28 protein-coding genes and 1 tRNA gene are annotated in these 25,125 nt (G+C 37.4%); 12 read left to right on the top strand and 17 right to left on the bottom strand.

The window, feature by feature from the left end:
• Positions 1-66: 66 nt before the first annotated feature.
• The 6 genes from fmt to pstS form a co-directional block, all read right to left on the bottom strand.
• Positions 67-957 (bottom strand): methionyl-tRNA formyltransferase, encoded by an 891-nt coding sequence (gene fmt, locus ACZ5EP_RS06140; protein WP_464508400.1) that lies wholly within the window; start codon positions 955-957, stop codon positions 67-69.
• Between the two features lie 113 nt (positions 958-1,070).
• On the bottom strand, positions 1,071-2,690 hold the full coding sequence (locus tag ACZ5EP_RS06145) for an inorganic phosphate transporter (RefSeq protein ID WP_464508401.1): 1,620 nt from the start codon (positions 2,688-2,690) through the stop codon (positions 1,071-1,073).
• An 85-nt stretch (positions 2,691-2,775) separates the two neighbouring features.
• The gene (gene pstB, locus ACZ5EP_RS06150) at positions 2,776-3,558 is read right to left on the bottom strand and encodes a phosphate ABC transporter ATP-binding protein PstB (protein ID WP_127679413.1); all 783 of its coding nucleotides are present in this window, start codon (positions 3,556-3,558) and stop codon (positions 2,776-2,778) included.
• Between the two features lie 9 nt (positions 3,559-3,567).
• Positions 3,568-4,374 carry a phosphate ABC transporter permease PstA gene (pstA, locus tag ACZ5EP_RS06155; protein WP_127679412.1) on the bottom strand — a complete coding sequence of 269 codons (807 nt, stop codon included), beginning with the start codon at positions 4,372-4,374 and terminating at the stop codon, positions 3,568-3,570.
• Positions 4,371-5,462, bottom strand: coding sequence for a phosphate ABC transporter permease subunit PstC (gene pstC, locus ACZ5EP_RS06160; RefSeq protein ID WP_464508402.1), 1,092 nt, complete (start codon positions 5,460-5,462; stop codon positions 4,371-4,373). The genes pstA and pstC overlap by 4 nt, the downstream gene beginning before the upstream one ends.
• Positions 5,463-5,520: 58 nt before the next feature.
• Positions 5,521-6,522, bottom strand: coding sequence for a phosphate ABC transporter substrate-binding protein PstS (pstS, locus tag ACZ5EP_RS06165; RefSeq protein WP_464508403.1), 1,002 nt, complete (start codon positions 6,520-6,522; stop codon positions 5,521-5,523).
• 135 nt (positions 6,523-6,657) lie between these two features.
• Here pstS and ACZ5EP_RS06170 point away from each other — a divergent pair, with 135 nt between their 5' ends.
• From ACZ5EP_RS06170 to ACZ5EP_RS06180, 3 genes are read left to right on the top strand one after another with little or no spacing between them, the layout of a single operon-like run.
• Positions 6,658-7,218 carry a PhoU domain-containing protein gene (locus ACZ5EP_RS06170; RefSeq protein WP_464508404.1) on the top strand — a complete coding sequence of 187 codons (561 nt, stop codon included), beginning with the start codon at positions 6,658-6,660 and terminating at the stop codon, positions 7,216-7,218.
• A gap of 20 nt (positions 7,219-7,238) precedes the next feature.
• Positions 7,239-7,877, top strand: coding sequence for a response regulator transcription factor (locus ACZ5EP_RS06175; RefSeq protein WP_464508405.1), 639 nt, complete (start codon positions 7,239-7,241; stop codon positions 7,875-7,877).
• 44 nt (positions 7,878-7,921) lie between these two features.
• The gene (locus ACZ5EP_RS06180) at positions 7,922-8,689 is read left to right on the top strand and encodes a sensor histidine kinase (protein WP_464508406.1); all 768 of its coding nucleotides are present in this window, start codon (positions 7,922-7,924) and stop codon (positions 8,687-8,689) included.
• On the opposite strand, the gene ACZ5EP_RS06185 is transcribed toward ACZ5EP_RS06180, so the two are convergent.
• The 6 genes from ACZ5EP_RS06185 to ACZ5EP_RS06210 all read right to left on the bottom strand — a co-directional run bounded on the left by ACZ5EP_RS06185 (position 8,658) and on the right by ACZ5EP_RS06210 (position 12,603).
• Complete coding sequence (locus ACZ5EP_RS06185) at positions 8,658-8,801, bottom strand: tRNA uridine 5-carboxymethylaminomethyl modification protein (RefSeq protein ID WP_127679406.1); 144 nt, start codon at positions 8,799-8,801, stop codon at positions 8,658-8,660. The two genes, ACZ5EP_RS06180 and ACZ5EP_RS06185, sit on opposite strands and share 32 nt — an antisense overlap.
• Before the next feature lie 17 nt (positions 8,802-8,818).
• Positions 8,819-9,094: a hypothetical protein gene (locus tag ACZ5EP_RS06190; RefSeq protein ID WP_464508407.1), complete on the bottom strand. Its 276-nt coding sequence runs from the start codon at positions 9,092-9,094 to the stop codon at positions 8,819-8,821.
• A 43-nt stretch (positions 9,095-9,137) separates the two neighbouring features.
• The gene (mnmG, locus tag ACZ5EP_RS06195; RefSeq protein WP_464508408.1) at positions 9,138-11,009 is read right to left on the bottom strand and encodes a tRNA uridine-5-carboxymethylaminomethyl(34) synthesis enzyme MnmG; all 1,872 of its coding nucleotides are present in this window, start codon (positions 11,007-11,009) and stop codon (positions 9,138-9,140) included.
• Positions 10,996-11,757: a flagellar biosynthetic protein FliO gene (locus ACZ5EP_RS06200; protein ID WP_464508409.1), complete on the bottom strand. Its 762-nt coding sequence runs from the start codon at positions 11,755-11,757 to the stop codon at positions 10,996-10,998. The genes mnmG and ACZ5EP_RS06200 overlap by 14 nt, the downstream gene beginning before the upstream one ends.
• 133 nt (positions 11,758-11,890) lie before the next feature.
• Positions 11,891-12,202 (bottom strand): flagellar motor switch protein FliN, encoded by a 312-nt coding sequence (gene fliN / locus ACZ5EP_RS06205; RefSeq protein WP_464508410.1) that lies wholly within the window; start codon positions 12,200-12,202, stop codon positions 11,891-11,893.
• The gene (locus tag ACZ5EP_RS06210) at positions 12,202-12,603 is read right to left on the bottom strand and encodes a hypothetical protein (protein ID WP_127679401.1); all 402 of its coding nucleotides are present in this window, start codon (positions 12,601-12,603) and stop codon (positions 12,202-12,204) included. The genes fliN and ACZ5EP_RS06210 overlap by 1 nt, the downstream gene beginning before the upstream one ends.
• Before the next feature lie 60 nt (positions 12,604-12,663).
• Between ACZ5EP_RS06210 and ACZ5EP_RS06215 the strand changes: the two genes are divergently transcribed.
• From ACZ5EP_RS06215 to uvrA, 4 genes are all read left to right on the top strand, one after another.
• On the top strand, positions 12,664-13,404 hold the full coding sequence (locus ACZ5EP_RS06215) for a sulfite exporter TauE/SafE family protein (RefSeq protein ID WP_464508411.1): 741 nt from the start codon (positions 12,664-12,666) through the stop codon (positions 13,402-13,404).
• The gene (locus tag ACZ5EP_RS06220) at positions 13,404-13,859 is read left to right on the top strand and encodes an excinuclease ABC subunit A (protein ID WP_464508412.1); all 456 of its coding nucleotides are present in this window, start codon (positions 13,404-13,406) and stop codon (positions 13,857-13,859) included. The genes ACZ5EP_RS06215 and ACZ5EP_RS06220 overlap by 1 nt, the downstream gene beginning before the upstream one ends.
• 9 nt (positions 13,860-13,868) lie before the next feature.
• Entirely contained in the window at positions 13,869-14,513 is a 645-nt protein-coding gene (locus ACZ5EP_RS06225) for an HNH endonuclease (RefSeq protein WP_464508413.1), read from the top strand.
• A 247-nt stretch (positions 14,514-14,760) separates the two neighbouring features.
• Complete coding sequence (gene uvrA / locus ACZ5EP_RS06230) at positions 14,761-17,571, top strand: excinuclease ABC subunit UvrA (protein ID WP_464508414.1); 2,811 nt, start codon at positions 14,761-14,763, stop codon at positions 17,569-17,571.
• On the opposite strand, the gene ACZ5EP_RS06235 is transcribed toward uvrA, so the two are convergent.
• The 5 genes from ACZ5EP_RS06235 to fabG form a co-directional block, all read right to left on the bottom strand.
• On the bottom strand, positions 17,562-17,873 hold the full coding sequence (locus ACZ5EP_RS06235; protein WP_464508415.1) for a hypothetical protein: 312 nt from the start codon (positions 17,871-17,873) through the stop codon (positions 17,562-17,564). The two genes, uvrA and ACZ5EP_RS06235, sit on opposite strands and share 10 nt — an antisense overlap.
• A gap of 102 nt (positions 17,874-17,975) precedes the next feature.
• The gene (accA, locus tag ACZ5EP_RS06240; protein ID WP_464508417.1) at positions 17,976-18,911 is read right to left on the bottom strand and encodes an acetyl-CoA carboxylase carboxyl transferase subunit alpha; all 936 of its coding nucleotides are present in this window, start codon (positions 18,909-18,911) and stop codon (positions 17,976-17,978) included.
• Between the two features lie 10 nt (positions 18,912-18,921).
• Entirely contained in the window at positions 18,922-20,148 is a 1,227-nt protein-coding gene (locus tag ACZ5EP_RS06245; protein WP_464508418.1) for a beta-ketoacyl-ACP synthase II, read from the bottom strand.
• A 79-nt stretch (positions 20,149-20,227) separates the two neighbouring features.
• Complete coding sequence (gene acpP, locus ACZ5EP_RS06250; protein WP_127679393.1) at positions 20,228-20,461, bottom strand: acyl carrier protein; 234 nt, start codon at positions 20,459-20,461, stop codon at positions 20,228-20,230.
• Positions 20,462-20,579: 118 nt separating this feature from the next.
• Positions 20,580-21,323: a 3-oxoacyl-ACP reductase FabG gene (gene fabG, locus ACZ5EP_RS06255; RefSeq protein WP_464508419.1), complete on the bottom strand. Its 744-nt coding sequence runs from the start codon at positions 21,321-21,323 to the stop codon at positions 20,580-20,582.
• Between the two features lie 67 nt (positions 21,324-21,390).
• On the opposite strand from fabG, the gene mraY reads away from it, so the two are divergent.
• The 5 genes from mraY (at position 21,391) to ACZ5EP_RS06280 (ending at position 25,108) form a co-directional block, all read left to right on the top strand.
• Entirely contained in the window at positions 21,391-22,446 is a 1,056-nt protein-coding gene (mraY, locus tag ACZ5EP_RS06260) for a phospho-N-acetylmuramoyl-pentapeptide-transferase (protein WP_464508420.1), read from the top strand.
• 9 nt (positions 22,447-22,455) lie between these two features.
• Positions 22,456-23,361: a signal peptide peptidase SppA gene (sppA, locus tag ACZ5EP_RS06265; protein ID WP_464508421.1), complete on the top strand. Its 906-nt coding sequence runs from the start codon at positions 22,456-22,458 to the stop codon at positions 23,359-23,361.
• Positions 23,358-24,548, top strand: a complete 1,191-nt coding sequence (gene murD, locus ACZ5EP_RS06270; protein ID WP_464508422.1) for a UDP-N-acetylmuramoyl-L-alanine--D-glutamate ligase — start codon at positions 23,358-23,360, stop codon at positions 24,546-24,548. Before sppA ends, murD begins: the two co-directional genes overlap by 4 nt.
• 158 nt (positions 24,549-24,706) lie before the next feature.
• Complete coding sequence (locus tag ACZ5EP_RS06275; RefSeq protein WP_210402420.1) at positions 24,707-24,988, top strand: hypothetical protein; 282 nt, start codon at positions 24,707-24,709, stop codon at positions 24,986-24,988.
• Positions 24,989-25,032: 44 nt separating this feature from the next.
• Positions 25,033-25,108 (top strand) — tRNA-Phe (locus ACZ5EP_RS06280).
• The last annotated feature ends 17 nt before the right edge of the window (positions 25,109-25,125 follow it).

Here is a 25,125-nt window from a genome sequence, read left to right on the forward strand (position 1 = left end):
ACTTTTAACTTTTTATTCTTCCACCCTTCACAACATACCTACTTCACTACTTACCTACTTAACAACTTAACTACTTATAATATTATCTCCCACTTTCAAACGTTTGCCGTTTGCGTAATCAACGGCATTTATTTCCTTTTTACCCGGCACCTGGATTTTGATAAGTCTGATTTTTCCTTTTTTGCAGCCAATAACAACACCGTTGCCTATTTCCAGGATTTCACCTTCATTATTGGACGAGTCCGTATCTATCAGCTCCATTTCGTTAATTTTAAACCTCTCACAGTATATTCCCGGCCAAGGCTGAAACGCTCTGTATTTTCTGTCTATAATTAAAGCGCTTTCAAAAGTCACATATCCGTCGCTTTTTTTTATTTTAGGAGAATAAGAAGCCAATGCGTCAATCTGTTTAAGCGGTTTTATCTTACTGAAATTATCTATAACAAAAGGAGTCTGCTTTGCTGCTATAACAGCCAGTTCATTAAAAAGATCGATACTTGTTTTTCTTCCCACTTCTGTATAATCCCATGAGAGTATATCCCCCGTATCAAGCCCTTTGTCCATTAGCATGGCTGTAACACCGGTATACTCGTCCCAGTTTAATATCGCACTCTGAATAGGGCTCGCTCCTCTGTATTTCGGCAGCAGTGACGCATGAAGATTTATACACGGAGCGATATTTAATATTTTCTCCGGAAGCAAAAGCCCGTATGCCGCCACTACAATAAAATCAGGTTTTAAATTTTCTATAGTGTTATTGTCTTTTAATGTTATAGGCGTATACACCTCCAGGTTTTTTTCAAGAGCATATTTTTTTACAGGCGTCGGAGTCAAAACCTTTTTTCTGCCTACCGGCTTGTCTGGCTGTGTATAAACAGCGGCGATTTCATATCTTTTATTTAGTTCGTCTAATATTTTCACTGCATAATCGGGACTTCCCATAAAAACTATTCTCATTAGAATCCTTTAAATATTTATTTATGAAATTATATCAAACTCTCATATTAGGTGTCTGGCACGTTTTATTAAAAACATATGGAAAATGGCCAACGGCCGACTTTCCATTTTAATTACAGCATCATTCCTTTAATCATAAAGAAAATCATTGCCGCAAGCACCGCTGCTACAGGAACTGTAATAACCCAGGCCAAAATAATTTTATTAAACAGATCCCTTTTGACATATTTTACTTTTTCTTCTTTTTTAAGAATTTTTTTGAATCTTTTAACTGTTTTTTCCAAATCTTCAATCATTTCTATAAGTTCGACTATTTTCTTATAATCTTCTTTAGTTTTGTCGGTTCTTTGCTGCAGGTCTTCAAGTTCAAGCTCGTATGCTTTTAATTTTTTTTCCGCGTCATCTATTTCTTTTACTATTTCTTCTTCTTTCTGTTCAATCAGGTGAAGCCATTCTCTCAAAAATCCTACTCCGAATATAGCTCCTACCGCAATATGCGTAGAACTTACCGGAAGTCCCAGCTGAGATGCCACAATAACGGTAATAGCCGCTGCTAAAGCCACACAGAAACCTCTTATCGGGTCTATTTTTGTGATTTCGTCGCCAACCGTTTTAATCAGTCTAGGACCGTAAAGTGCAAGACCTATAGAAATACCCAGTGCACCGATTGCCATAACCCAGAAAGGTATCGCCGATTTGCTTGCGATTCCTCCGTTTAAAACGGCATCGCTGATAGCCGCCAGAGGACCTACCGCATTCGCAACGTCATTTGCACCGTGAGCAAAACTAAGAAGTGCTGCTGAAAAAATAAGAGGAACGGTAAAATATCTGTTTATTCCTTCCCTGGTATTTAAAATAGCTTCTTTTTTTAATTTAACCACCATTACAAAATATACGATGACACCGGCAATCAGACCGAAAACGGCAGCAACACCGAATGTAGGTTTTTTAGTATGAGGCAAAAAGCTTAAAACATCCGTAATATTAACCCATACGTGCTTTAAACCTTTCATTGTCAGATATGTTACAAAAGCCCACGTCATAATTGATACATATATCGGAACCCATTTTTTCGCAGCTGAAGCCATATCTTCTTTAAAAACGACCGTTTTTTTAATGGCATATAAAAATCCTGCGGCTATAATACCTCCAAGAACGGGAGATATAACCCATGAAGCTGCAATTTTCCCCATTGTAGCCCAGTGAACGATGCCAAATCCCGCAGCCGCTATTCCGGCTCCCATTACACCGCCTACGATAGAGTGTGTCGTAGAAACGGGCGCTTTAAACGCAGTAGCAAGATTAAGCCAAAGAGCAGCCGCCAGCAAAGCCGACATCATCGCCCATATAAACACATTAACATCTCCGTGAAAAGCACCTAAATCAATAATACCTTTTCTGATGGTGTTCGTAACATCTGCACCGGCAATCAAAGCCCCTGCGGCTTCGAAAATAGCGGCAATAACGATAGCGCCCGCAAGACTCAAAGCCCTGCTTCCGACTGCCGGACCCACATTGTTAGCAACGTCGTTCGCACCTATGTTCATAGCCATATAAGCACCGAAAACCGTAGCTATCACCAAAAACAGACTGTTTGGCACGCTTCCTGTTTTTGCATATGTATAAATAACCACAACGGCAATAAAAATAAGCGCAATACCAAGGCGCATTAAATCTATACCGGCGGATTTCCTTGCTTTTTTTTCAATTTTAGAGACAGTTTGCAGCTCCATTACATCCTCTTTTTTATAGGAATTTTACAAAAAGAAAAAGAAGTTGTAAATGAAGATTAATATTATCTTAAAAAATTTTTAAAAATTAGCCGAATTTACCCGCAATATAATCTGCAGTGTGTTTTTCTTTTGGATTAAGGAATATCTGAGTGGTTTCACCGAATTCTATAAGCTCTCCTAAATACATATAAGCCGTATAGTCGCTCACACGGCTTGCCTGCTGCATATTGTGCGTAACTATTGCTATAGTGACTTTATCTTTCAGCTGGGTTACAAGCTCTTCAATCGCTAAAGTTGAAATAGGGTCAAGCGCACTTGTAGGTTCGTCCATTAAAAGCACTTCCGGCTCTACCGCAATGGCCCTTGCTATGCACAGTCTTTGCTGCTGACCGCCGCTGAGACCCCTTGCATCGTCTTTAAGCCTGTCTTTAACTTCGTTCCACAGCGCTCCGCCTTTAAGTGCATCTTCGACCCTGCCGTCAAGTTCGCTTTTGCTTTTTATACCTTTTAGTCTAAGTCCGTATGCGATATTGTCGTATATACTCATTGGAAACGGTGTCGGTTTTTGAAATATCATTCCGACTCTCTGACGAAGATTAATAAGTTCGTTTTCTTTTTTAAATTCAAGAATATTTTCCATCTCTCCCGTATCAAAATTTTTGAGAAGGATTTCCCCTTCATACTTATTTCCAGGATACAGGTCGTGTATTCTGTTTAAACTTCTTAAAAGCGTTGATTTTCCGCATCCGCTAGGCCCTATTAATGCCGTAACTTTACCTTCGTAAATAGGCAAGTTTATATTGTTTAAAGAAGGTTTTGGAGCACCCGCATATGTAAAACTGAAATTTTTAATATCCATTACTTTCATATCAAACCTTTATTTTTTATCTTTTATTAAATATCTTCCGAGAAGGTTTATAATCAAAACGAAAAGCGTTAATATAAACGCTCCGGCCCATGCTATTCTTACCAGATTCGCATCCGGCATTGTAGCAAGGTTATAAATAGCGACAGTTAAGCTAGGAAACACCTGGTTTAGGTTAACGGTAAAATATTCGCTGTTTCCGCTTGTAAATAACAGCGGAGCAGTTTCTCCCACTATTCTGGCGAAAGCCAGCAGAATTCCCGTCATTATACCTACTTTTGCGGCTTTTATAATTATATTTAAAATCACTTTATATTTAGGAGCGCCAATCGCGACTCCGGCTTCTCTTAGCTCTTTCGGAACGAGTCCCAGCATATCGTCCGTAGTTCTTACGACTATCGGAATCATCATAATGGCAAGCGCAATTGCTCCCGCCCATCCGCTTTGATGTCCTACAGGGTTGACTACAACAGCATAAACGAAAGTACCTATTACGATTGACGGAGCCGACATCATAACGTCGCTCAGGTTTCTTATAAACTGCGCGTATTTGTTTCCGAACGAATATTCCTGAAGATATATACCGGCCACCATTCCTATAGGAACACCGATAATCACAGCTATCAGAGCAAGTATAAACTGCCCTACAAGCAGGTTTCTAAGACCGTTGTTTACCAAATCGTGCGTAAATATGTGAAGATCTATAGCACCAATGCCTTTTATAGTCAGGGTTATCAGTATCCAAAACAGAAATCCGAGCCCTATTAACGCACTTAACGTAGAAAGAAGCAAAACAATTTTATTTATTATAAGTCTCATTTTTTATCCCTTAAAAAATAGAACTTCGCAAATGAAATAACAGCGAATGAAATAATAAACAGTATCAGCGCCAGATAAAACAGAGCGCTTAAACTCATTCCGCTGCTTTCCGCAAAGTTGTTGGCTAGAACTACCGGAATCGAAACGGTAGGATCAGTCAGTTTGTGAGGGAAACTGAAAACCCCTCCGATTACGAAAGCGACAGCCATTGTCTCACCCAAAGCTCTTCCCAGCGCCAAAATGATACTTCCGATTATTCCCTTTTTCGCATAAGGGAAAATAACGTCTTTAATTACTTCAAATTTAGTCGCCCCCATTGCATATGCGGATTCTTTAAGAACATTTGGAGTAGTATTCATACTGTCTCTGGTTAGAGACGCCATAAAAGGAATAATCATAACGGCCAGCACCATTCCGGCTACCAGCAGCGAAACACTCTGTCCTCCGAATATGTCCGCTATTAACGGACCGAAATAAAAAAGTCCCCACATACCGTAAATAATACTCGGAATCGCGGCAAGCAGCTCTATTGCGATACCGACCGGTTTAGATATAAAAGGCGGTGCAATTTCGGCTAAAAATATTGAAATCCCCATTGCGATAGGAACAGCAAAAACCATCGCAAGCACAGTGGAAAGAATAGTTCCGACTATCGGAATAAGCCCGCCGTAAATTGTTTTCGTATTTGAAGTGCCCATTCCTCCCAGATCATTATCTTCCGGAATTGCAATATTGTCATTATCCTGAGGAATATTTCCTATATCATCGCTGTCTGTCGGGATGTTCCCGATATCGTCACTGTCTGTCGGAATATTTCCTATATCGTCGCTGTCCTGAGGAATTGCAGCGTTTGAGGCTGTACTATTTGTTGTATTATTTTGAACGCTCTGAGCCGAGGCATTGTCTGCCGGTTTGTTTTTAGCCGGAAGCTGAACGGTTACGTCCCATCTCGGATCAATAATAAAATGCAGTCCGTATTCTTTAATAGCAGGTTTTGCATACATAAATAACACAACAAATATAGCAGAAAGCAATATTAAGATAATCGTAGCACTGAGAGAGGATAACTTTCTAAAAAGAGCTTCCATACACCGCCTTTAATTTTTGTAATTGTATAAAAAATAAAAAAGGATTTAAAGCCCTTTTTTATTTTGCAGGAGAAATACCTTTTTCGGCCCAGTATTTCATAATCTGGTCTTTAACGCTCTGAGGCAGAGGGATATATCCCAGTCTGCTTGCAGCGGCGTCTCCGTGTTTATATGCGTAATTGAAAAACGCCGTTACTTCTTTATCTGTATTTACTTTTTCCTGAGGTATCAAAATAAATGTAGACGCGATAATCGGATAACCTTTTCTCGGATAAGCAATTATTTTATAAAAATCTTTTTTAGGGTCAAATCCCGCATATTTTGCGCCTTCGGCAAAGTTCGCAGGGGTAGGCGCTACGAATTTTCCGTCAGCCGCCTGAACGATAGCCATTTTAAGACCGTTTTTCTTAGCATCCGCATAATCAACATATCCGATAGAGTATTTGTTTGTTTTAATAGCGGCGCTGACACCGAAGTTTCCTTTACCAGCGATACCTCTGCCCTGTGCGTCTGTAGGCCAGTTGATAAGTTTTCTTGCACCGAAATGCGTTCTCCATGTATTGCACATTTTGCTTAAATAATATGTAAAGTTAAAAGTAGTTCCCGATTTGTCGCTTCTGTGAACGAAAATAATTTTTTTGTGAGGGAATTTTTCTCCCGGATTGTATTTTACTATTAAAGGATTGTCCCAGTATTTGACAGTGCCGAGAACTATACCTTTAATTGCCGCTTCGCTTAATTTAAGTTTGTTTATACCGGGTACGTTATAACCGAAAACGATACCTCCGACTACTGTAGGAAACTGATAAAGTCTCGCTTTTCTTAAAATATTGGGAGTCAAAGGTTTGTCGCTTCCTCCGAAATTTACGTGTCTGTAAGCAACTTCTTTAATTCCCGTTCCGCTTCCCGTTGCGGTATAGTTTACTCTGTTGCCGGTTTTATCATAATAACTTTTAATCCACTGTTTATATACAGGATATGGAAAACTTGCACCTGTTCCGTTTATAGTATATGCAAATGAACTTGCTGCGATTAACGCTCCTAATACTAATTTTTTCATTCGTTCTCCTTTTTTGATTTTCAAAATTGTAAAAAAACAAAATAACATTTTGGTAACAAAATAGAGTTTTGAATAACACAACGATAACAAACTAAATATATATTTAATGTATAATAACACAAAAAAAGGATTCAAATGCTTAGTACTTTTGAGCAGTCACTCCAGCAGATTAACAATAAATTTGTAAATTATATTACGGCTATTGAAGATTCTCTTCAAAAAAAAGAGTTAACTGAAGAGTTTTTTCTTATTGATTTAAAAGAATTTGACAACGAAGTAATTAAATTCCTTGCACTTTTCCATCCGCAGGGAGAATATTTAAGAGAAGTAGTGGCGTATCTTAAAATAAGCTCGTTTTTAGCAAAAATAAAAAAATCAACAAAATCGTTTATTAAAAAATACGATTTCGAAGACGAAAAAATCGACGCTTTATATCAAAACGCCCTTTCAACCATCGATACGCTTAAACTTGCCGTAAAAGGCGATACAATAGAAGACGCATATTCAACTATTATAAGTTACGAAAAAATCGCTGATGAAATATACAAAGACCTTGTGCTTGAAGTAAAACAGAAAGAAAACGTAGATGAAATCCTGAAAATTTTAAACATAGCAAAAAAACTTGAAAGAATCAGCGACAGTGCAAAAACAATCGCATCATACCTGCTCTTTGCAAAAGAGGGACTTGAACTTTAACTGAGAACGGAGAATTTAGAATGATAACAATCGCGATTATTGAAGACGAGGAGGATCTTTTAGAACTCCTTGAATTTACTCTTCAGCAAAACGGCTACGACGCCGTGGGCTTTACCAATACCAAAAAAGTAAAAGACTTCATAATAGAAGAAAATCCCGACCTGCTTATAGTAGACAGAAACCTTCCGGGTGTTGAAGGCAGCATGTTTGTAAAAGAGCTGAAACAGGAAGGTTACGACATACCTGTAATATTTCTAACCGCCAAAGCGGATGAAGACGACATTATTGAAGGTTTTGAAAGAGGCGCCGACGATTATATAACCAAACCGTTTAATATGAAAGAACTTCTTGCCAGAATCAAAGCGGTGCTTAAAAGACACAATATTACAGCTAAAGTTATTTCGTATAAAGACTATCATCTCGATTTGCAAAACAGAACACTCTCACACGACAGCGTAAATATAACACTGACCCCTTCCGAATTCAGACTATTAGAACTATTTTTCAAAAATCAAAAAAGAACACTCAGCCGGGAAGAAATTATGGAAGTTTTGGATATAAGCAATGAAAAAAGCGTTAATGTCGCCATAAACAGGCTTAACCACAAAATTGACGGTATTATACAAAGCGTCAGAGGCGTGGGATACAAATTAAAGTGAAAAGTGTAAAATGAAAAGTTAAAATAGAAATGGAGAATTGAGAATTGAGAGTTAAGAATATTTTAAAAAAAATCTTTTTTAAAAATGATTTAAAAGAGATTGAAAAACTGAAAGAAGAAAACAGAAAGCTCAAAAAAGAAAATAAAAAGCTTCATATTTTAAACTTTTCAAAAGACGAACTAATTTCCGCCGTTTCACATGAATTCAAAAATCCTATATCCATTATAAACGGTTATATTGAAACGATACTTACCAACGAACTGCCGGATGAAATGAACAGAAAGTTTTTAAACAAAATACAGAGAAACTCTCTTAGACTCAGCGAACTCATCGACAGACTTTATCTTATTACAAGACTCGAAAACGAAAAAGTAAAAATTAAATTTGCCAAATTCGATCTGTGTGCAGCCGCAAAAAACATAATTGAAAGTTTTAATACCGACAGAATTGAACTAAACTGTCAAAAAACACCTGTTTACGGTGATAAAACCCTGATAGAAACGGTAATATACAATCTGCTTTCAAATGCAATAAAATATTCCGACGATAAAATAACACTGAATATTACAGATACTTATTTGGAAGTTATAGACAAAGGTAAAGGTATAGACGAAAAAGAAATAGAACTCATTAAACAAAAATTCTACCGTATAGCAAAAAACGACTGGGACAACTCTTTGGGATTAGGACTGGCAATTGTTGAAAAAATACTCAAAATTCACAAAACCAAACTTCAGATTGAGAGCCAAAAAGGAAAAGGAAGCAGATTTTATTTCGATATCACTTCATTAAAAAGTAAGGCACAAGAATAATAATACTCGTTAAAATCAAAAGACCTAAAAATATACCTAATATAAATTTACCGAAATTAAACGGTTTTTCTTCCTGATTGTTGTTTTCAGTATTTAACTCTTTATTTTCCATTTTCAATTCTCCGTTTTTTAAATTTCTTTTACGTTTGCAAATGCGGCTTTTAGATACGTCGTATCTTCCGGTGTGGATATATAAAACGTATCGCTTCCGTCGCTTAAGTTAAAAAGATCCTGCAGGGCATCCACGTTCATGGCTTTAAACCCGTTTTTTCTGACTTCATCTATCGCTTCAAGATCGTTTACGCAAAAGACCGGAGTTTCATCCAGAGCCTTTGCTACCTCAACGGCTTTTTTAATTCTCTCAAATTTCTCTTTATCGGCGGTATATACATAAATGTATGTCATTAAATTCCTTTTTTGGCATTTATATAAAAAAAGAGAAAATTTGTCAACTTTTCTTTTTTCTCATATTGATATACATATGTATAATGTCAATCGCCGCAGGCGTTACACCGCTTATTTCACTTGCCGCAAATAGTGTAGGCGGTCTGAATTTTTCAAGTTTTTCGACGATTTCTCGGCTGAGTCCCGGAATTCCTTTGTATTCGAAATCTTCAGGAATTTTGACATTCAACATCTCTTTCATTTTGTCAATCTGTGCTTTTTGTCTTTCAATATAGTGATGATATCTTGCGTCAATAAGTATCTGCTCAAGCGCGTCTTCGCTGAAATCTTTAAATTCGGGAGCGAGCTTTAAAAGTTTTTCCCTGTTGAACGTATGACGCCCTGCTATTTTTCTTATTTCCATTTTGCTTTGAATTTTTTCTTCGCCCATCTCTTCAAGCATTGCGTTTATCTGTTTGTTAGGCGTTACAAACGTCTCATTCAGGATTTTCATTCCCCTGTTTATCTCTTCTCTTAACTTCTGCACTTTCTTATACGTTTCATCATCAAGAATTCCAAGTTCATGCCCGTAATCGGCAAGTCTTAAAATCGCATTGTCTTCTCTAAGCAGGAGTCTGTATTCGCTTCTGCTCGTAAACATTCTGTACGGCTCGTTCGTTCCTTTTGTAACCAGATCGTCAATAAGAACGCCTATATACGCTTCATCCCTTCTGAAAATTATAGGCTCTTTTCCGTCTATTTTAAGTGCGGCGTTAATTCCGGCCATTATTCCCTGCGCCGCCGCTTCTTCGTATCCTGTAGTTCCGTTAATCTGTCCGGCAAAGAAAAGCCCTTCGATTTCTTTAGTTTCAAGCGAATGCTTAAGGTTTGTCGGCTGTATGAAATCATACTCAATCGCATATCCGAATCTGACTATCTTGGCATTTTCAAGCCCCGGAATCGAATGGATAAAGTCTTCCTGAACGTCCATGGGAAGAGAGGTTGAAAGTCCGTTTAGATAATATTCCGTAGCTTCAAGCGTCTGAGGTTCAACAAATACGTGATGACGCTCTTTATCAGGGAATTTATTAAGTTTATCCTCGATACTCGGACAGTATCTCGGCCCAACACCTTCAATCTGACCTGTAAAAAGAGGCGCTCTGTGGAAGTTGCTTTTAATAATATCATGTGTATTTTCGTTTGTATATGTTATGTAACATGGAAGCTGTGTAGGGTTAAATGTTTTTTTATCGGTTCTGAAAGAAAAAGGTTTAGGGTTTTCATCACCCGGCTGAATTTCCATTTTTGAAAAATCAATCGTTCTTGCGTCAATCCTCGCAGTCGTTCCGGTTTTGAGTCTTTCAAGTTTAAATCCTAAATCTTCAAGCGATTTGCTGATTTTTTTAGCAGGAAGCTCGTGAAATCTTCCGCCTTCAAGTTTAACCGGTCCGAAATGCATAATTCCTCTCATAAACGTTCCGGTTGTCAGAATCAGGGCTTTTGTTTTGTATTCGTTTAAAAGGTTTGTTTTAACTCCTGCAATTTTGCCGTTTTTTACGATTATTTCATCAACAATTTCCTGAGCTACAGTAAGGTTCGGAGTATTAAGACAAACCGTTCTCATATATATTCTGTATCTGTCCATGTCTATCTGAGCCCTGCTTCCTCTAACAGCCGGACCTCTGTTTTCGTTAAGAACCCTGAACTGTATTCCCGCATGGTCGGTCGCCAGCGCCATTTCACCGCCGAGCGCGTCTATTTCCTTAACCAGATGTCCTTTTGCAAGACCTCCGATTGCCGGGTTACAGCTGGCTGCTCCTATCTGTTCTACAAGCATGGTAAGCAGAAGTACTTTTTTACCCATTCTCGCCGGCGCAAGAGCGGCTTCTATTCCCGCATGCCCTCCGCCGACAACAATTACGTCAAATTCTTTCATCAAACTCCTTTAGTTTTTCGGCATTTTGTATATATTTGTCTATATTGTTATATTTCTTAGACAGTTTCAGCATCTCGTCAAATTCCACTTCATTTTTAGGAACGGCTACATCATCCGCAAACACATCAAGCAGTACGTTTGTATTTCCTATCAGCATTAGATACTTTCTGTCCTGATATTCAAAAAGCACTATTTTATTCTTAGCGTCTATCGGTTTTTGCGCAAGAACTTTCATGTTTTCTCTAAGACTCGGAAGCGAAGCCGTTTTTCTTTTCAAAAACCATAAAATCAACGCAAGTATAATAAGAATAGATATACCGACTATATAAGAAACGGCATCGAGCCCTTCTTTATTTGCATTTAAATTTTGCAGACTGTTTTGCACATTTTGGACTTTTATAGGCTTTTCGTTTATTATTCTAAATCTAACACCGTATCCGTCAGGCGTTAGGGCAACAGACGTTTTTATAGGCTTATTAGCCGTAATATCAATTCTTACTCCGTTTTTATCAGGCGAAATTATAATAGAATTTATAAAATTTTTAGTAAATTCTTTTTGAATTACCTTATCCGTGCTTATATCCGTTAGAATATACGAGTTTTTTGACACCTGTTTTACTTTTCCTTTAAATACACTGTCTAACGAAAAGAGAATGTCAAGTTTGTTTTTACTCTCAAAAAAATTCACGTTTATAAGATTGGCTCCAAACAGTAATACCCCGAGACATATCAAAATTATTTTTTTCACAAATACTCCTTCTTTTTTAAGTAGATAAGTTGTTAAGTAGGTAAGTCGTTAAAGGCATATATGCATATGTTATCGTATTTTATCTTTTAAAATCCCCTTCACAACTTCACAGCTTATCTACTTCACAACTTACCTAGTGTTCTTTTGTCAGATAATATATAAGCTGATTTGCATCAAGAACTTCATTAAGTCTGATTGCAAGGTTTTTTTCATACACCATTACCTCGCCTTTTCCTATAATCCTTCCGTTTATATAAACTTCGGCACTTTCGCCTTCCGGCTTTTGAAGGTCGATTACGCTGCCTTTTTGAAGAGCGAGGATCTCCCTTAAAGTGATATCAACCCTTCCAAGATCACTTTCAAACAGCACTTCCGTATCTAAAAGATTTGAATAATCGGGAATATATTCTTCAACTTCCTCTTCTATAATATTTTTTTCTTCCATTATTTCCCCTTAAACAGGATATAAAAGCATTTATCTCCGTTAAATTTAAACGACAGTATATCGTCATATTCAATGTTTTTATCAAATTCTCCGAGATACTCAGGCACACCTATATCAAAAGAAACGTTTCTTTTTTGCGCCACTATTTTAGCATTTCCGATTATCTGATTTGCTATTTCTTTAGTTAAATCTTCAGTATCGTAGCTGTCGTCGCCAAAATAATAATTCGCTATATATGAAAGTTTTTCATGAGGCACTACGATATAAATATCATAATTTTCATCACCGCTTATTGATATTTTACTTACAAACCCCTCTTTTACCTCTTCGTTACATTCATCGGCTTTAGCTTCAATAGAGTCCATAAAATTCTTTACCGCCTCTTTTATAATATTAAACATCCATATCCTTTAGATTTACTAAATTTTACTATGATATAATTTTATCAAAAAAGGCTTAATTTGATAAGTGCCATAATTATTGGGATATTTGTAGGTTTCGCTTCCGGCTTTTTCGGAATAGGAGGAGGAACTGTATTAGTGCCTATACTTCTGTTTCTCGGATTCGGATTTAAAGATGCGGTAGGCATAAGCGTCACCCAGATGATGTTAAGCTCAATGTACGGGTCTTATCTTAATTTTAAAAAAGGTCTGCTAAAAATTCAAAACGGTCTCTCCCTTGCCATAGGTGGCGCCATAGGTGCCGCTCTTAGCGGATATATCGTAAAACACACCTCAAAAGAAATACTCGGTGCCGTATTCCTGACACTTGTTTTTGTAGCTATTGTAAGATTTTTTATAACAGTGCCCGAACCTAAAGAAGAACCTCCAATCGATAATAAAAAACTTTTTTTTATTGGTCTTTTTGTCGGAATGATTGCTATAAGTGTCGGTGTGGGAGGAGCCATTTTAATAACGCCGATACTTGTAGGATTCCTGCATTACAGGCTTAAAACAACGGTAAGCCTCAGCCTGTTTTTTGTCGTTTTTTCTTCAATTTCCGGATTTATTTCACAAAGCCTGGCCGGACATATCGATTATTCCAAAGGCTTTACAATCGGGCTGGCTTCTCTTATAGGAACGTATTTCGGTATAAAACTTTATCACGCAATGCATCCAAAACATCATAAAAAATTTCTGCTTGTATGGTATATTTTCGTATTTTGCGCAACAACATACAAACTGTACTTTCAAGGAAATTAATGGATATTAAACTAATAACCGAACTTATTATAATAATGCTGATAGGTTTCAGAATATACACTCTTGAAAAGTTCGGTATCCGCTCCGCAGCTGATAAACTTTTTGCACTTTATTACCTGAAAAACCACTACCCCCTTATAGGCTACACTATTATTTTTTACATATTTGAAATAATAATTATCGAAATGATTGCTCTTAAAATTGTAGATATAACACTGATTATTATAGCAATAATAGAGCTTTTTATGATTTACAGACACCTTTTTATCGCTCTCAAAACCGACGACAGAGACGACTACATCGATACAGTTATCAAAAGAATGTTTAGTACTCTTACATACAGCGAATACCAGCAGATAAAAGGAGAACTGTATAAAATCCAGCCTAAATGGAAACTGTACATAACTGAAATGCTTGTGTTTTTCTTCGCTATATGGGCTATTGAGTTTCAGTAAAGTAAAAATTTGAAAGAATTATTTAAAAATTGGCTTATTAAAAACAATAAACCAAACAGATATGCCAATACAATTACAACAATTTCTAATGACTTACAAAAAGTAAATTATAAAGACTATGACTTATATTCTATTACTGATCCAACAATAGCAAAAAAAATAAAAAACGATTACTTCAAATTCAATCAATATTTTGATAAAAACAAACGTGGTAACAATATGTATAGTAGTGCATTTGATAGATATATAGAATTTTTACTTGATTACCGTAATTCAACTCATTTAAACAATAATATTTTTCCAGATGAAATTGAAGAAAGCAATAATTTATATGAAGGGACAAAAAAACAAATAATTGTTAATTCTTATGAAAGAAATCCAAAAGCTAGACAAATTTGTATAGATCATTATGGATATGAGTGTCAAATTTGCGGTTTTAATTTTAAAAAAACATATGGTGAAATTGGTAAAAATTTTATTCATGTTCATCATATTGTAGATTTAGCTACTATTGGTAAAAATTACAAAATTGATCCAATAAAAGACATGATACCGGTATGTCCAAATTGTCATGCTATGTTACATAGAAAAAAGCCCGCATATACTCCTCAAGAATTAAAACAACTGATTAAAATAAAAAATAACTATCACTAAAAACTCTTTCCTTAAACTTTCCTTAAATTTATGGTATAATGCGCGATTAATTTTTATAAAAAAGTGGCATATTATTAAATAAATAAACCTAAATAAAGAGAAACAACTGCAAATTTTAATGTAAAAAAACGTTAAAAAAAGTGTTCTTAAGCAAAGCGGCTTACACTTTTTAGTTTTTTGCAGTGTTAAGAAATTTGCACTATTGTTGAACGCATTTAGGTGTTTTATAAAAACAACAGGAGCATAAATGGATAAAATCAAAATCATTGGAGCCAGGGAAAACAACTTAAAAAACATAAACCTTGAAATACCGAAAAACAAACTGATAGTGTTTACGGGACTTTCCGGAAGCGGTAAATCCACACTTGCGTTTGATACGCTGTATGCGGAAGGTCAGAGAAGATATATCGAAAGTCTCAGCTCATACGCAAGACAGTTTTTACAAAAAACCGGAAAACCCGAAGTTGATAAAATAGACGGTCTTACCCCGGCTATTGCGATTGATCAAAAAACTACGTCCAAAAACCCACGCTCAACCGTCGGGACAGTTACCGAAATATACGATTATCTAAGACTCCTGTACGCAAGAATAGGTATCCAGCACTGCCACCTGTGCGGTAAACAGATCACCCAGATGACTCCTCAGGATATTATCAATGAGGTTCTTAAACTGCCTGAAGGTGCGAAAATTATCATTTATGCTCCTATTGTAAAAGAAAAAAAGGGTGAATTTCACGATTTAATCGAAAAACTAAGAAAAGAAGGAATCATAAGAGCCTACATAGACGGAGTAATAGTAAGGCTCGATGAAGAAATTGAACTTAAAAAAACTAAAAAACACACCATTAAAGCCGTAATCGACAGGGTTATCGTAAAAGAAGAAAACAAATCCCGTATAGCAGAAGCTGTTGAAAAAGCTCTTAATAAAAGTTTCGGCGAAGTTGAAATAGAAATATTAAACGCAAAAGAACTCGGACTTGAGAGGGATTTTATCCATTACAGCGAACATCTTGCGTGTTTTGACTGTAAGATAAGTTTTGAAGAGCTTGAACCTGTCAGTTTTTCGTTCAACTCCCCAAAAGGCGCCTGTCCGAAATGTGACGGGCTTGGCGTAACTTATACGCTTGATATCGAAAAGGTTATAAAAGACAAACCCCTAAATAAAGGCGCAATACCGCTTATCTGGGGATTTAACAAAAAATATTACCAGGAGTTTTTCAAGGCTCTTTGCCGCGAGCTTGATATAGATATGAACAAAAGCTTTTTCGAGCTTGACGATCTGCAAAAAAGAATCATCCTAAACGGCACGGCATATGATATAGAGTTTGAATACGCTAAACACAAAATCTCAAAAAGATGGCCGGGACTCAGACAAATCGCACTGGATCTTTACAAAGACGAAGATATGAGCGAAATAATGAGCGAGAGCGTGTGTCCTTCGTGTAAAGGCTTCAGACTGCGCCCCGAAAGCCTAGCTGTAAAAGTAGCGGGTAAAACGATCAGCGAAATAATATCTATGCCTATAAGCGATGCGTATGAGTTTTTCAAAAACGAAGAAAACTTCTCACACCTAAACGAGCAGGAAAAAAGAATTGCCGAACCTATTTTAAAAGAAATACGCGAAAGACTCTTTTTCCTTGTGGACGTGGGACTCGGATACCTTACCCTTCACAGGGACGCGAGAACTATAAGCGGTGGTGAAAGCCAGAGAATCAGAATAGCAAGTCAGATAGGAAGCGGGCTTACGGGCGTTATGTACGTGCTTGACGAGCCGAGTATCGGTCTGCATGAAAGAGATACGCTTAAACTTATCAACACACTCAAAAACCTGAGAGACAAAGGCAACACCGTAATAGTCGTGGAACACGACAGGGAAACAATCCTTAACGCAGATCATATTGTGGATATCGGTCCTGGAGCCGGAAAATTCGGAGGAGAGGTTATATTCAGCGGTAATGTTGACGAACTTCTCAAAAGCGACACCGAAACCGCAAAATACATAAAACGCGAAAAAGACATAAACTATAGAAAAGACAGACCTCAAAACGAATGGATTGAAATCAAAAACGTAAATATCCACAACATAAAAGATCTAAACGTAAAAATCCCGCTAAGAAACCTCGTATGTGTAACAGGAGTCAGCGGCAGCGGTAAAAGCTCACTAATCCTTCAAACCCTGCTGCCTACTGCAAGGGAAATCCTTAACCACGCACACAAAATACAAAAAGTAAAAGGTGTTGAAATTACTGGACTTAAGCAGCTTGATAAAGTAATTTACCTCGACCAGAGCCCTATCGGAAGAACACCACGCTCCAACCCGGCAACTTACACGGGAGTGTTTGACGATATAAGAAACCTCTTCGCCCAGACTCCCGAAGCACAGCTTAGAGGCTATACTCCGGGGAGATTCAGCTTTAACGTAAAAGGCGGTAGATGTGAGGTGTGTAAGGGTGAAGGACAGATAAAAATCGAAATGCACTTCCTGCCGGATGTAATGGTAACATGCGAAGCTTGCGGAGGAAAAAGATATAACGAACAGACGCTTGAAATTAAATACAAAGGCAAATCAATTGCGGACGTGCTTGAAATGAGCGTGGATGAAGCGTATGAGTTTTTTGAAAAAATACCGAAAATAAAACAGAAACTAAAAACCCTCAAAGACGTGGGACTCGGATACATTACACTCGGACAGAACGCCACAACCCTAAGCGGAGGGGAAGCACAGAGAATCAAACTTTCTAAAGAACTCAGCCGCCGTGATACCGGGAATACTCTTTATATTCTTGACGAACCTACAACGGGGCTTCATTTCGCCGACATAGACAGACTGGTTAACGTATTACAGCATCTGGTTGATTTAGGAAACAGCGTAATAGTGATTGAGCATAACCTGGACTTTATTAAAAATGCAGATTATATAATAGATATGGGTCCTGAAGGTGGTAGCGGCGGTGGAAAAGTCATTGCTACCGGAAATGTAAAAGAAATAGCTAAAAACTATGCGGATATTTCATATACCGCAAAATATTTAGCCCAAGAGCTGCAACATCAGGCGTAAGTGTCTATACTGGTTGCAGTTATCGTATTAGTTTGAGTTTCTGGATTTAGAATATCAAGAATTGATTGATATAGCTGATCCTGAGACATACTTGAAGTATCAAGTGATTTAATCTGATCAACTATGTTTTTTCTGTCATCCTGAGAAAGACTTTGCAATTGTGAAGAAATATCCTGTCTTTGATCAGGTGTAAGGCTTTGCATTATTCTGCCCATGCCTTTACCGTGGCCTCCGCCTTGGCCTTGGCCCTGCATTCTCATCTGATGCATCTGTTGCATCTGCATACTGTTTGAAACTTGCATATACCTCCCTCCTTTCTTCCACCGCTTAAATTTTGCGTAAACAACGCTTTATAAAGATAAACAACAAAAGTAAATGAAAGGTTAATGAGAAGAAAAAAAAGATTATTTTTCGTTAAAACTGCCGTAGTTTAAATATTTTTCGAATCTTTTTTGAAGCAGATCGTCTTTTGAAAGTTCTTTTAGTTCTTTTACCTGTTTTAGAAAATAGTCTTTAATATTTTTCGCCGTAGTTTCATAATCTCTGTGTGCACCTTCTAAAGGTTCGTCAATAATATCATCGATAAGGCCTAATTCTTTAAGCTCTTCGGCTGAAATTTTAAGCGCTTTTGTCGCCGTTTCGGCTTTTGAGTTATCACCCCATAAAATAGCCGCGCAGCCTTCCGGAGAAATAACACTAAATACTGAATATTTAAGCATTGCGAATTTATCGGCGACACCTATGGCAAGTGCTCCACCGCTTCCGCCTTCACCTATTACGATTGAAACCGTCGGTGTTTTAATTCTCGATAATTCAAACAGATTTCTGGCAATAGCTTCGCTCTGTCCTCTCTCTTCCGCTCCTATACCCGGAAATGCACCCGGAGTATCCACAAGGAAAAGAATAGGCAAATCAAATTTTTCGGCTAGCTTTGCCACTCTAAGCGCTTTTCTGTAGCCTTCAGGATGCGGCATACCGAAATTTCTCGCAAGTTTTTCTTTAGTGTTTCTGCCTTTTTCCTCACCGATTACCACACATTTAGTATCGCCTATCATACCGATATAACATACTATAGAAGCGTCGTCGCGAAATTCTCTGTCCCCGTGGATTTCTACTTTTTCATCCATAATTAAATTAATGATATCAATTGCGTGAGGCCTGTCTGGATGACGCGCTAAAAGAAGTTTTTGATAAGGAGTTAAATTTTTAAACGTTTTTTCAATCTCTTTTTCAAGTTCTTTTTGTAAGGTAGAAGCGGCATGAGAGTCGCCTTTTATCTTAGCGACGTCTATCTGCTCTTTTAATTCTTCTATTCTTTTTTCAAAATCAAGTACTGCCAAAGTTAGCCTTTTATTTTACTTTTTTAAATATAACCACTCCGTTTGTTCCGCCAAATCCGAATGAATTGCTCATAGCTATATTAATTTCCGCTTCTCTTGCTTTATTTGGAATATAATCCAAATCACAATCAGGATCCGGCTCTTCATAGTTAATAGTAGGAGGCATAATATTTTTATCCATTGCCATTAACGTAATAACCGCTTCGATGGTTCCCGCAGCACCTAAACAGTGTCCTGTAGCACCTTTGGTAGAGCTTACAGGAGGAGTGTTTTCTTTGCTTCCGAAAAGAGTTTTAAGCGCCATTGTCTCATACATATCGTTATATTTTGTTGATGTTCCGTGGGCGTTTACATAGTCTATTTTAGGCTCTCCGGCCATTTCATAAGCCATTTTCATAGCCCTGTATGCACCTTCTCCGCCCGGAGCCGGAGTAGTAATATGGTTGGCGTCTCCGCTTTCGCCTATTCCGATAATTTCTCCGTAAATTTTTGCTCCTCTGGCTACAGCGTCTTCATATTTTTCCAAAATCAGACACGCTCCGCCTTCACCCATTACGAACCCGTCTCTTTTAGCGTCAAAAGGTCTTGAAGCGTGAGCAGGGTCATCATTTCTTGTTGAAAGAGCTTTCATTGCCGCAAATCCGCCTACACCGATTTCACAAATCGCAGCTTCTCCGGCAACTACCATCATTTTATCCGCCATGCCCATTTTAATTGTTTTGAACGCTTCGGTAATAGCGTGGGTTCCCGCCGCACATGCAGTTACGCTTGAAAGGTTAGGGCCTTTAAGTCCGTAAGTAATAGACACAAATCCTCCAAGCATATTAACAAGAGCGCTAGGGATAAAAAACGGAGATATTCTTCTAGGTCCTCTTGTTTCACAAATAACAGAGTTTTTTTGGATATTCGGAAGTCCACCTATTCCGCTAGCAGCAGAAATACCGAATCTGTTTCCGTCATAGTCGTTTTCTTTAAGACCGCTGTCAGCCATTGCTTCTTTAGCAGCCGCAATTCCTAAATGAATAAATCTGTCCGCTTTTTTTACTTCTTTAGGATCCATAACCGTCTTAGGATCAAACCCCTTAACTTCTCCGGCTATTTGAGATCCGAATCCTTCAGGATCGAAATGAGAAATTCTATCAATTCCCGTTTTTCCAGCAATTATATTTTCAAAAGCTTCGTCTTTATTAAGACCTACAGCGTTTATCATACCTATTCCGGTTACAACAACTCTCATATATTTCCTTTATTTGAGGTTAATATTAATAGATATTTATAAAATATCCGTTAATATTATCCCCGGAAGGGAAAAATTATTAAGACTTAGCTTTTTCGATAAAATCGATAACGTCTTGAACAGTTTGGATTTTTTCCGCTTCGCTGTCAGGAATTTCGATTTCGAATTTTTCTTCAAGCGCCATAATCATCTCAACTACGTCAAGACTGTCAGCTCCAAGATCTTCTACGAATTTAGCTTCCGGTTTTACTTCTTCAGGTGCAACGTTTAGCTGCTCAACTATAACTTCTTTTACTTCATCAAATAGTGCCATTCTGTCTCCTTTAATTTTTTATTTCAGCATTTTATCAAAATTTTGGTTGCACTTGCAAATTAATATAATTTTTCATTCCGCTGTGCACGCAAAGATTTTTAACATCTTTTTAAAATTTTTACATATACATTCCGCCGTTAACTTTAAGCGTTTCTCCCGTAATGTAACTTGCCTCGTCGCTTAATAAAAACGCAACTGCGTTCGCCACTTCCCTAGGAGAGGCAAATCTTTTAAGAGGAATTCTTCCAAGCATCTCTTCTTTCACTTTTTCAGGAAGGTCTTTTGTCATATCTGTATCTATAAATCCCGGAGTAACACTGTTAAATCTGATATTTCTGGCGGCGCCTTCAAGTGCGAATGTTTTAGTCATAGCTATTACCCCGCCTTTGCTTGCAACATAGTTTGCCTGGCCGATGTTTCCGGCTTCCGCAACTACGCTTGCCACGTTTACAACTGCACCGAATCTTTTTTTACTCATAACTTTTACGGCTTCCCTGCAGCCTACAAATGTAGAAGTCAGGTTTGCGTCAATTACCTTTTTGAAATCTTCCACACTCATTCTCATTGCAAGTTTATCGTTTGTGATACCCGCATTGTTTACAAGATAGCTAAGTTCTCCGTCACTGTCTACAATTGTTTTTACCGCTTCTACAAACGCTTTTTCGTCGCTTACGTCAAATCCTATTACTGCAGCTTCTCCTCCGTTTGCTTCTATTTCCTCTTTTACTCTGTCGGCAGCTTCTGCTCCGCTTCTGTAGTTTATCCATACCTTAAGCCCGTATCCTGCAAGTACTTTTGCGATTTCGGCGCCTATTCCCCTGCTTGCACCCGTTATTAAAACGTTTTTACCTTTAAAATTCATATACTCTCCTTTATTAACATTTCATTTACAGTTATTATGTTAAAATTTTATCTAAAAAAGGCAAATAATGTTATATTACCTGTATGAACATTATCATATTAATTTATTCCATTATATTACAGTTAGAGCAATTCTCGCATTTTTCCTGGCATTTCTTATGACAATTTTTTTAATGCCTAAATTTATAAAATGGGCAAAAGCCAAAGCGACTCAGCCTATTTTCGATCTGGCACCCGATAATCACAAAGCAAAAAGCTCAACTCCGACAATGGGCGGACTGATATATATGTCAAGCGCCGTAATTTCAATTTTAATTACCACGGAGCTTAACAGATACGTAATTTTAACCGTTTTGCTTTTGGTCTATTTTACGTTTTTGGGATTTATAGACGATTACGGCAAAATAAAAGGCTCGTCAAACCAGGCGGGACTGAGCGCCAAAGCCAAATTCGCCCTACAGTGGCTAGGAGCATTAGTAATTTCATATATTTTAATCAAAATAGGTTTTGATACCAAACTTTACGTTCCTTTTTACAAACATCCGCTTTTTGACATGGGATATTTTGCAATCCTTTTCTGGGCGTTCGTAATAGTGGCCATGAGCAACGCCGTAAATCTGACGGACGGCCTTGACGGTCTGGCTACCGTTCCTTCCATTTTTTCCCTGTTTACACTCGGAATTCTTTTATATATTGTCGGAAACTATAAATTCAGCACATATCTTTTTTATCCGTTCGAACTTGGAGTCGGAGAACTTACTATTATCGTATTTGCCCTTATCGGAGCGCTTTTAGGATTTCTTTGGTACAACGCAAATCCGGCGGAAGTGTTCATGGGAGACAGCGGAAGTCTGCCGTTAGGAGCCGTAATAGGGTTTCTGGCAATTTTGGCAAAAAGCGAAATTCTGCTTATATTTATAGCTTTTGTATTTATTATGGAAACTGTGTCCGTAATTCTTCAGGTCGGAAGCTACAAAACAAGAGGAAAAAGAGTCTTTAAAATGGCCCCTATTCACCACCATTTTGAAAAAGTGGGATGGAAAGAAAATAAAATCACGATAAGATTCTGGATAATAGCGTTAATTACGAATTTAATAGCAATACTTTCGATCAAAATCAGATAAAGGTTATAAATGTATGACGAAAACCAAAAATTAAAAGCGGAACTTAAAATATTCAAAATAAGAGCGCTAAAAGAAAAAGCGGTACTTTTCGGAGTTCTTATATTAATACTGGCGGAACTTATAGCCCTGGGTGTATTTTTGAAAAAAACCCTCTCGCCTTCCACTCCTATAGGTAAACCATATGTTGCGGTAATTAACATCAATAAAACAATTACCGTTGATTACATAAACAAACTGATGGATAAAATGAACAGACTGAAAAAAGATAAAAACTGCAAAGAATACCTGCTTGTGTTTAACACTCCGGGAGGAAGCCCGAGCGCAAGCGATGAATTTAACGCATATCTTAAATTCCTGAACAAAACAAAAAAAGTAAACGTATATGTAGAAAGCATGGCAGCAAGCGGCGGTTATTACATAATAAGCGCCATCAGACCAATCGTGGCGAATAAAAATGCGGTAGTGGGAAGTATCGGGGTTATAATGCCTCATTACGTAATAGGAAAACTCGCTAAGAAAATAGGCGTTGAAGAAGACGACATTACAGTCGGAAAATACAAAAAACCTATTTCGCTTTTTAAAAAAGCTACGCCTGAAGAAAGAAAATACCTTATGGACAACCTGCTCCTTCCGACATATGAAAACTTCCTAAAAACGGTCGCCCAAGACAGAAACATACCTGTTGACAAACTAAAAAAATACGCCGACGGAAAAATATTCATAGCTACAAAAGTAAAAGGTATACTGGTTGACAAAATTTCAACTCTTACACAGCTTAAAAACGAAATAAAAAAAAGACTCGGAGGAAACGTCGTATTTGTAAATATTTCTCTGGATAAAAAGAAATTTCCGTATCTCAACATTAAACTCGATTCCGATTTAGGCCAGCTGCTAAAAGGATACCTTCAGCAATGAAATCTCTTTTCGGATACGGAATAACCGCAAAAGCCATTTCCAAAAGCGGCGGATGGCATATATTCGACGATTCGTTTAAAGAAATCACTTATGACAAATACGGAAACAAACTTTTACCTTCTTCCGAATTTAATCCGGAAAAATCAACACTTGAAATAACATCTCCCGGCATTCCCCCTTCACATCCTTTAATCACAAAAGCTAAAAATTTAATAAGCGAATTTGATTATTTTTATGAAGATTCGCCCTTTCAGATATGGATAACCGGCACAAACGGCAAAACCACAACTACACAGATGACCTACCATCTTTTAAAAGAAAAAGGCGCTGACATTGGAGGAAACATAGGCATACCCCTGGCTGAAATGAAAAAAAACGCCAATTTCTGGGTTGTGGAAGCCAGCAGTTTTCAGCTTCATTATACAAAATACGCAAAACCGAATATTTTTATCATACTGCCGCTTAATGAAGACCATACCTCATGGCACGGCAGTTTTGAAGAATATATAAACGCCAAGCTTTCACCTCTTGAAAGAATGACCGAAAGAGACATCGTCATAATGCCTAAAAATCTGGACAGGGAAACAGCCGCATTTAAAATAACGTATGAAAACGAAAAAGACCTCGTTAGCTATTTCGGACTGGAAAACCTTGAGTTCGAAGTTCCGTTTTTACTGGACGAAATCCTGGCAAAAGCGGTATATAAAATACTGTTTTTAAAAGAAAAAAAACTTGAAAATTTCAAAATAGATCCCCATAAACTTGAAAAAATTACAGATGGAAAAGGCAGAACCTGGATAGACGACTCAAAAGCCACAAACGTTGACGCGGCTCTTAACGCACTTATAAGATACAAAAACAAAAAAATTTATCTGATACTAGGAGGGGACGACAAAGGTCAGGATTTTACGCCTCTTTTTAAATATATGCAAAACCTAAATATTGAACTGTTCATTATTGGCAAAAATATGGAAATTTTCACAAATCTTGCGAAAAAATATAAAATAAACTGTTTTAAATCCGATACTTTAGAAAATGCCGTCAGACAGATAGACAGACTGCACAATAAAAAATCGGTCGCTCTTTTGAGTCCTGCTTGTGCAAGTTTTGATCAGTTCAGCGGCTATAAAGAAAGAGGGGAAAAATTCAAATTTTATATAAAAAACCTACAAAAGCGTTCACATTAATAGAACTGATATTCGTAATTGTTATATTAGGACTGCTGGCAGCTGTTGCGGTACCTAGATTTGTCCACCTAAAACAAAGAAGCTTCGTAATTACAATCATCAACACTACGGTCAGCGGGGACAAAGAAGCCGTAGAAACTGCGGCAAACCTTGCATATATGGAAAATAACGACAGTTTCAAATTAAAAGACCTTATCCACCTGCAGGGAAAAGGCTGGAAATACAACGCTGCTTACCGGGACGGGGATTATTATTATCCCAACAGCGCCGTTACAGCCTCATACGCATATATAGTACTTGACAAAACAAATAAAGAAATCACATTTAGAATAAACTGCAACGTATTTGAAAACGAGACAGAACAGAAAATCTGCAAACAATATATACAATCGGATCTGTCTTTTACGGATGTTTACAACGAACAGCATTTATATTACTAATTTTAAGCGAACTTTAAGAGTAGTTAAGTATAATTTCAGTCCTTGCCCAGGTAGCTCAGTCGGTAGAGCAAGGGACTGAAAATCCCTGTGTCGGCGGTTCGATTCCGTCCCTGGGCACCATTTATTAATTAAACTTT

Source organism: Nautilia abyssi, assembly GCF_055388085.1.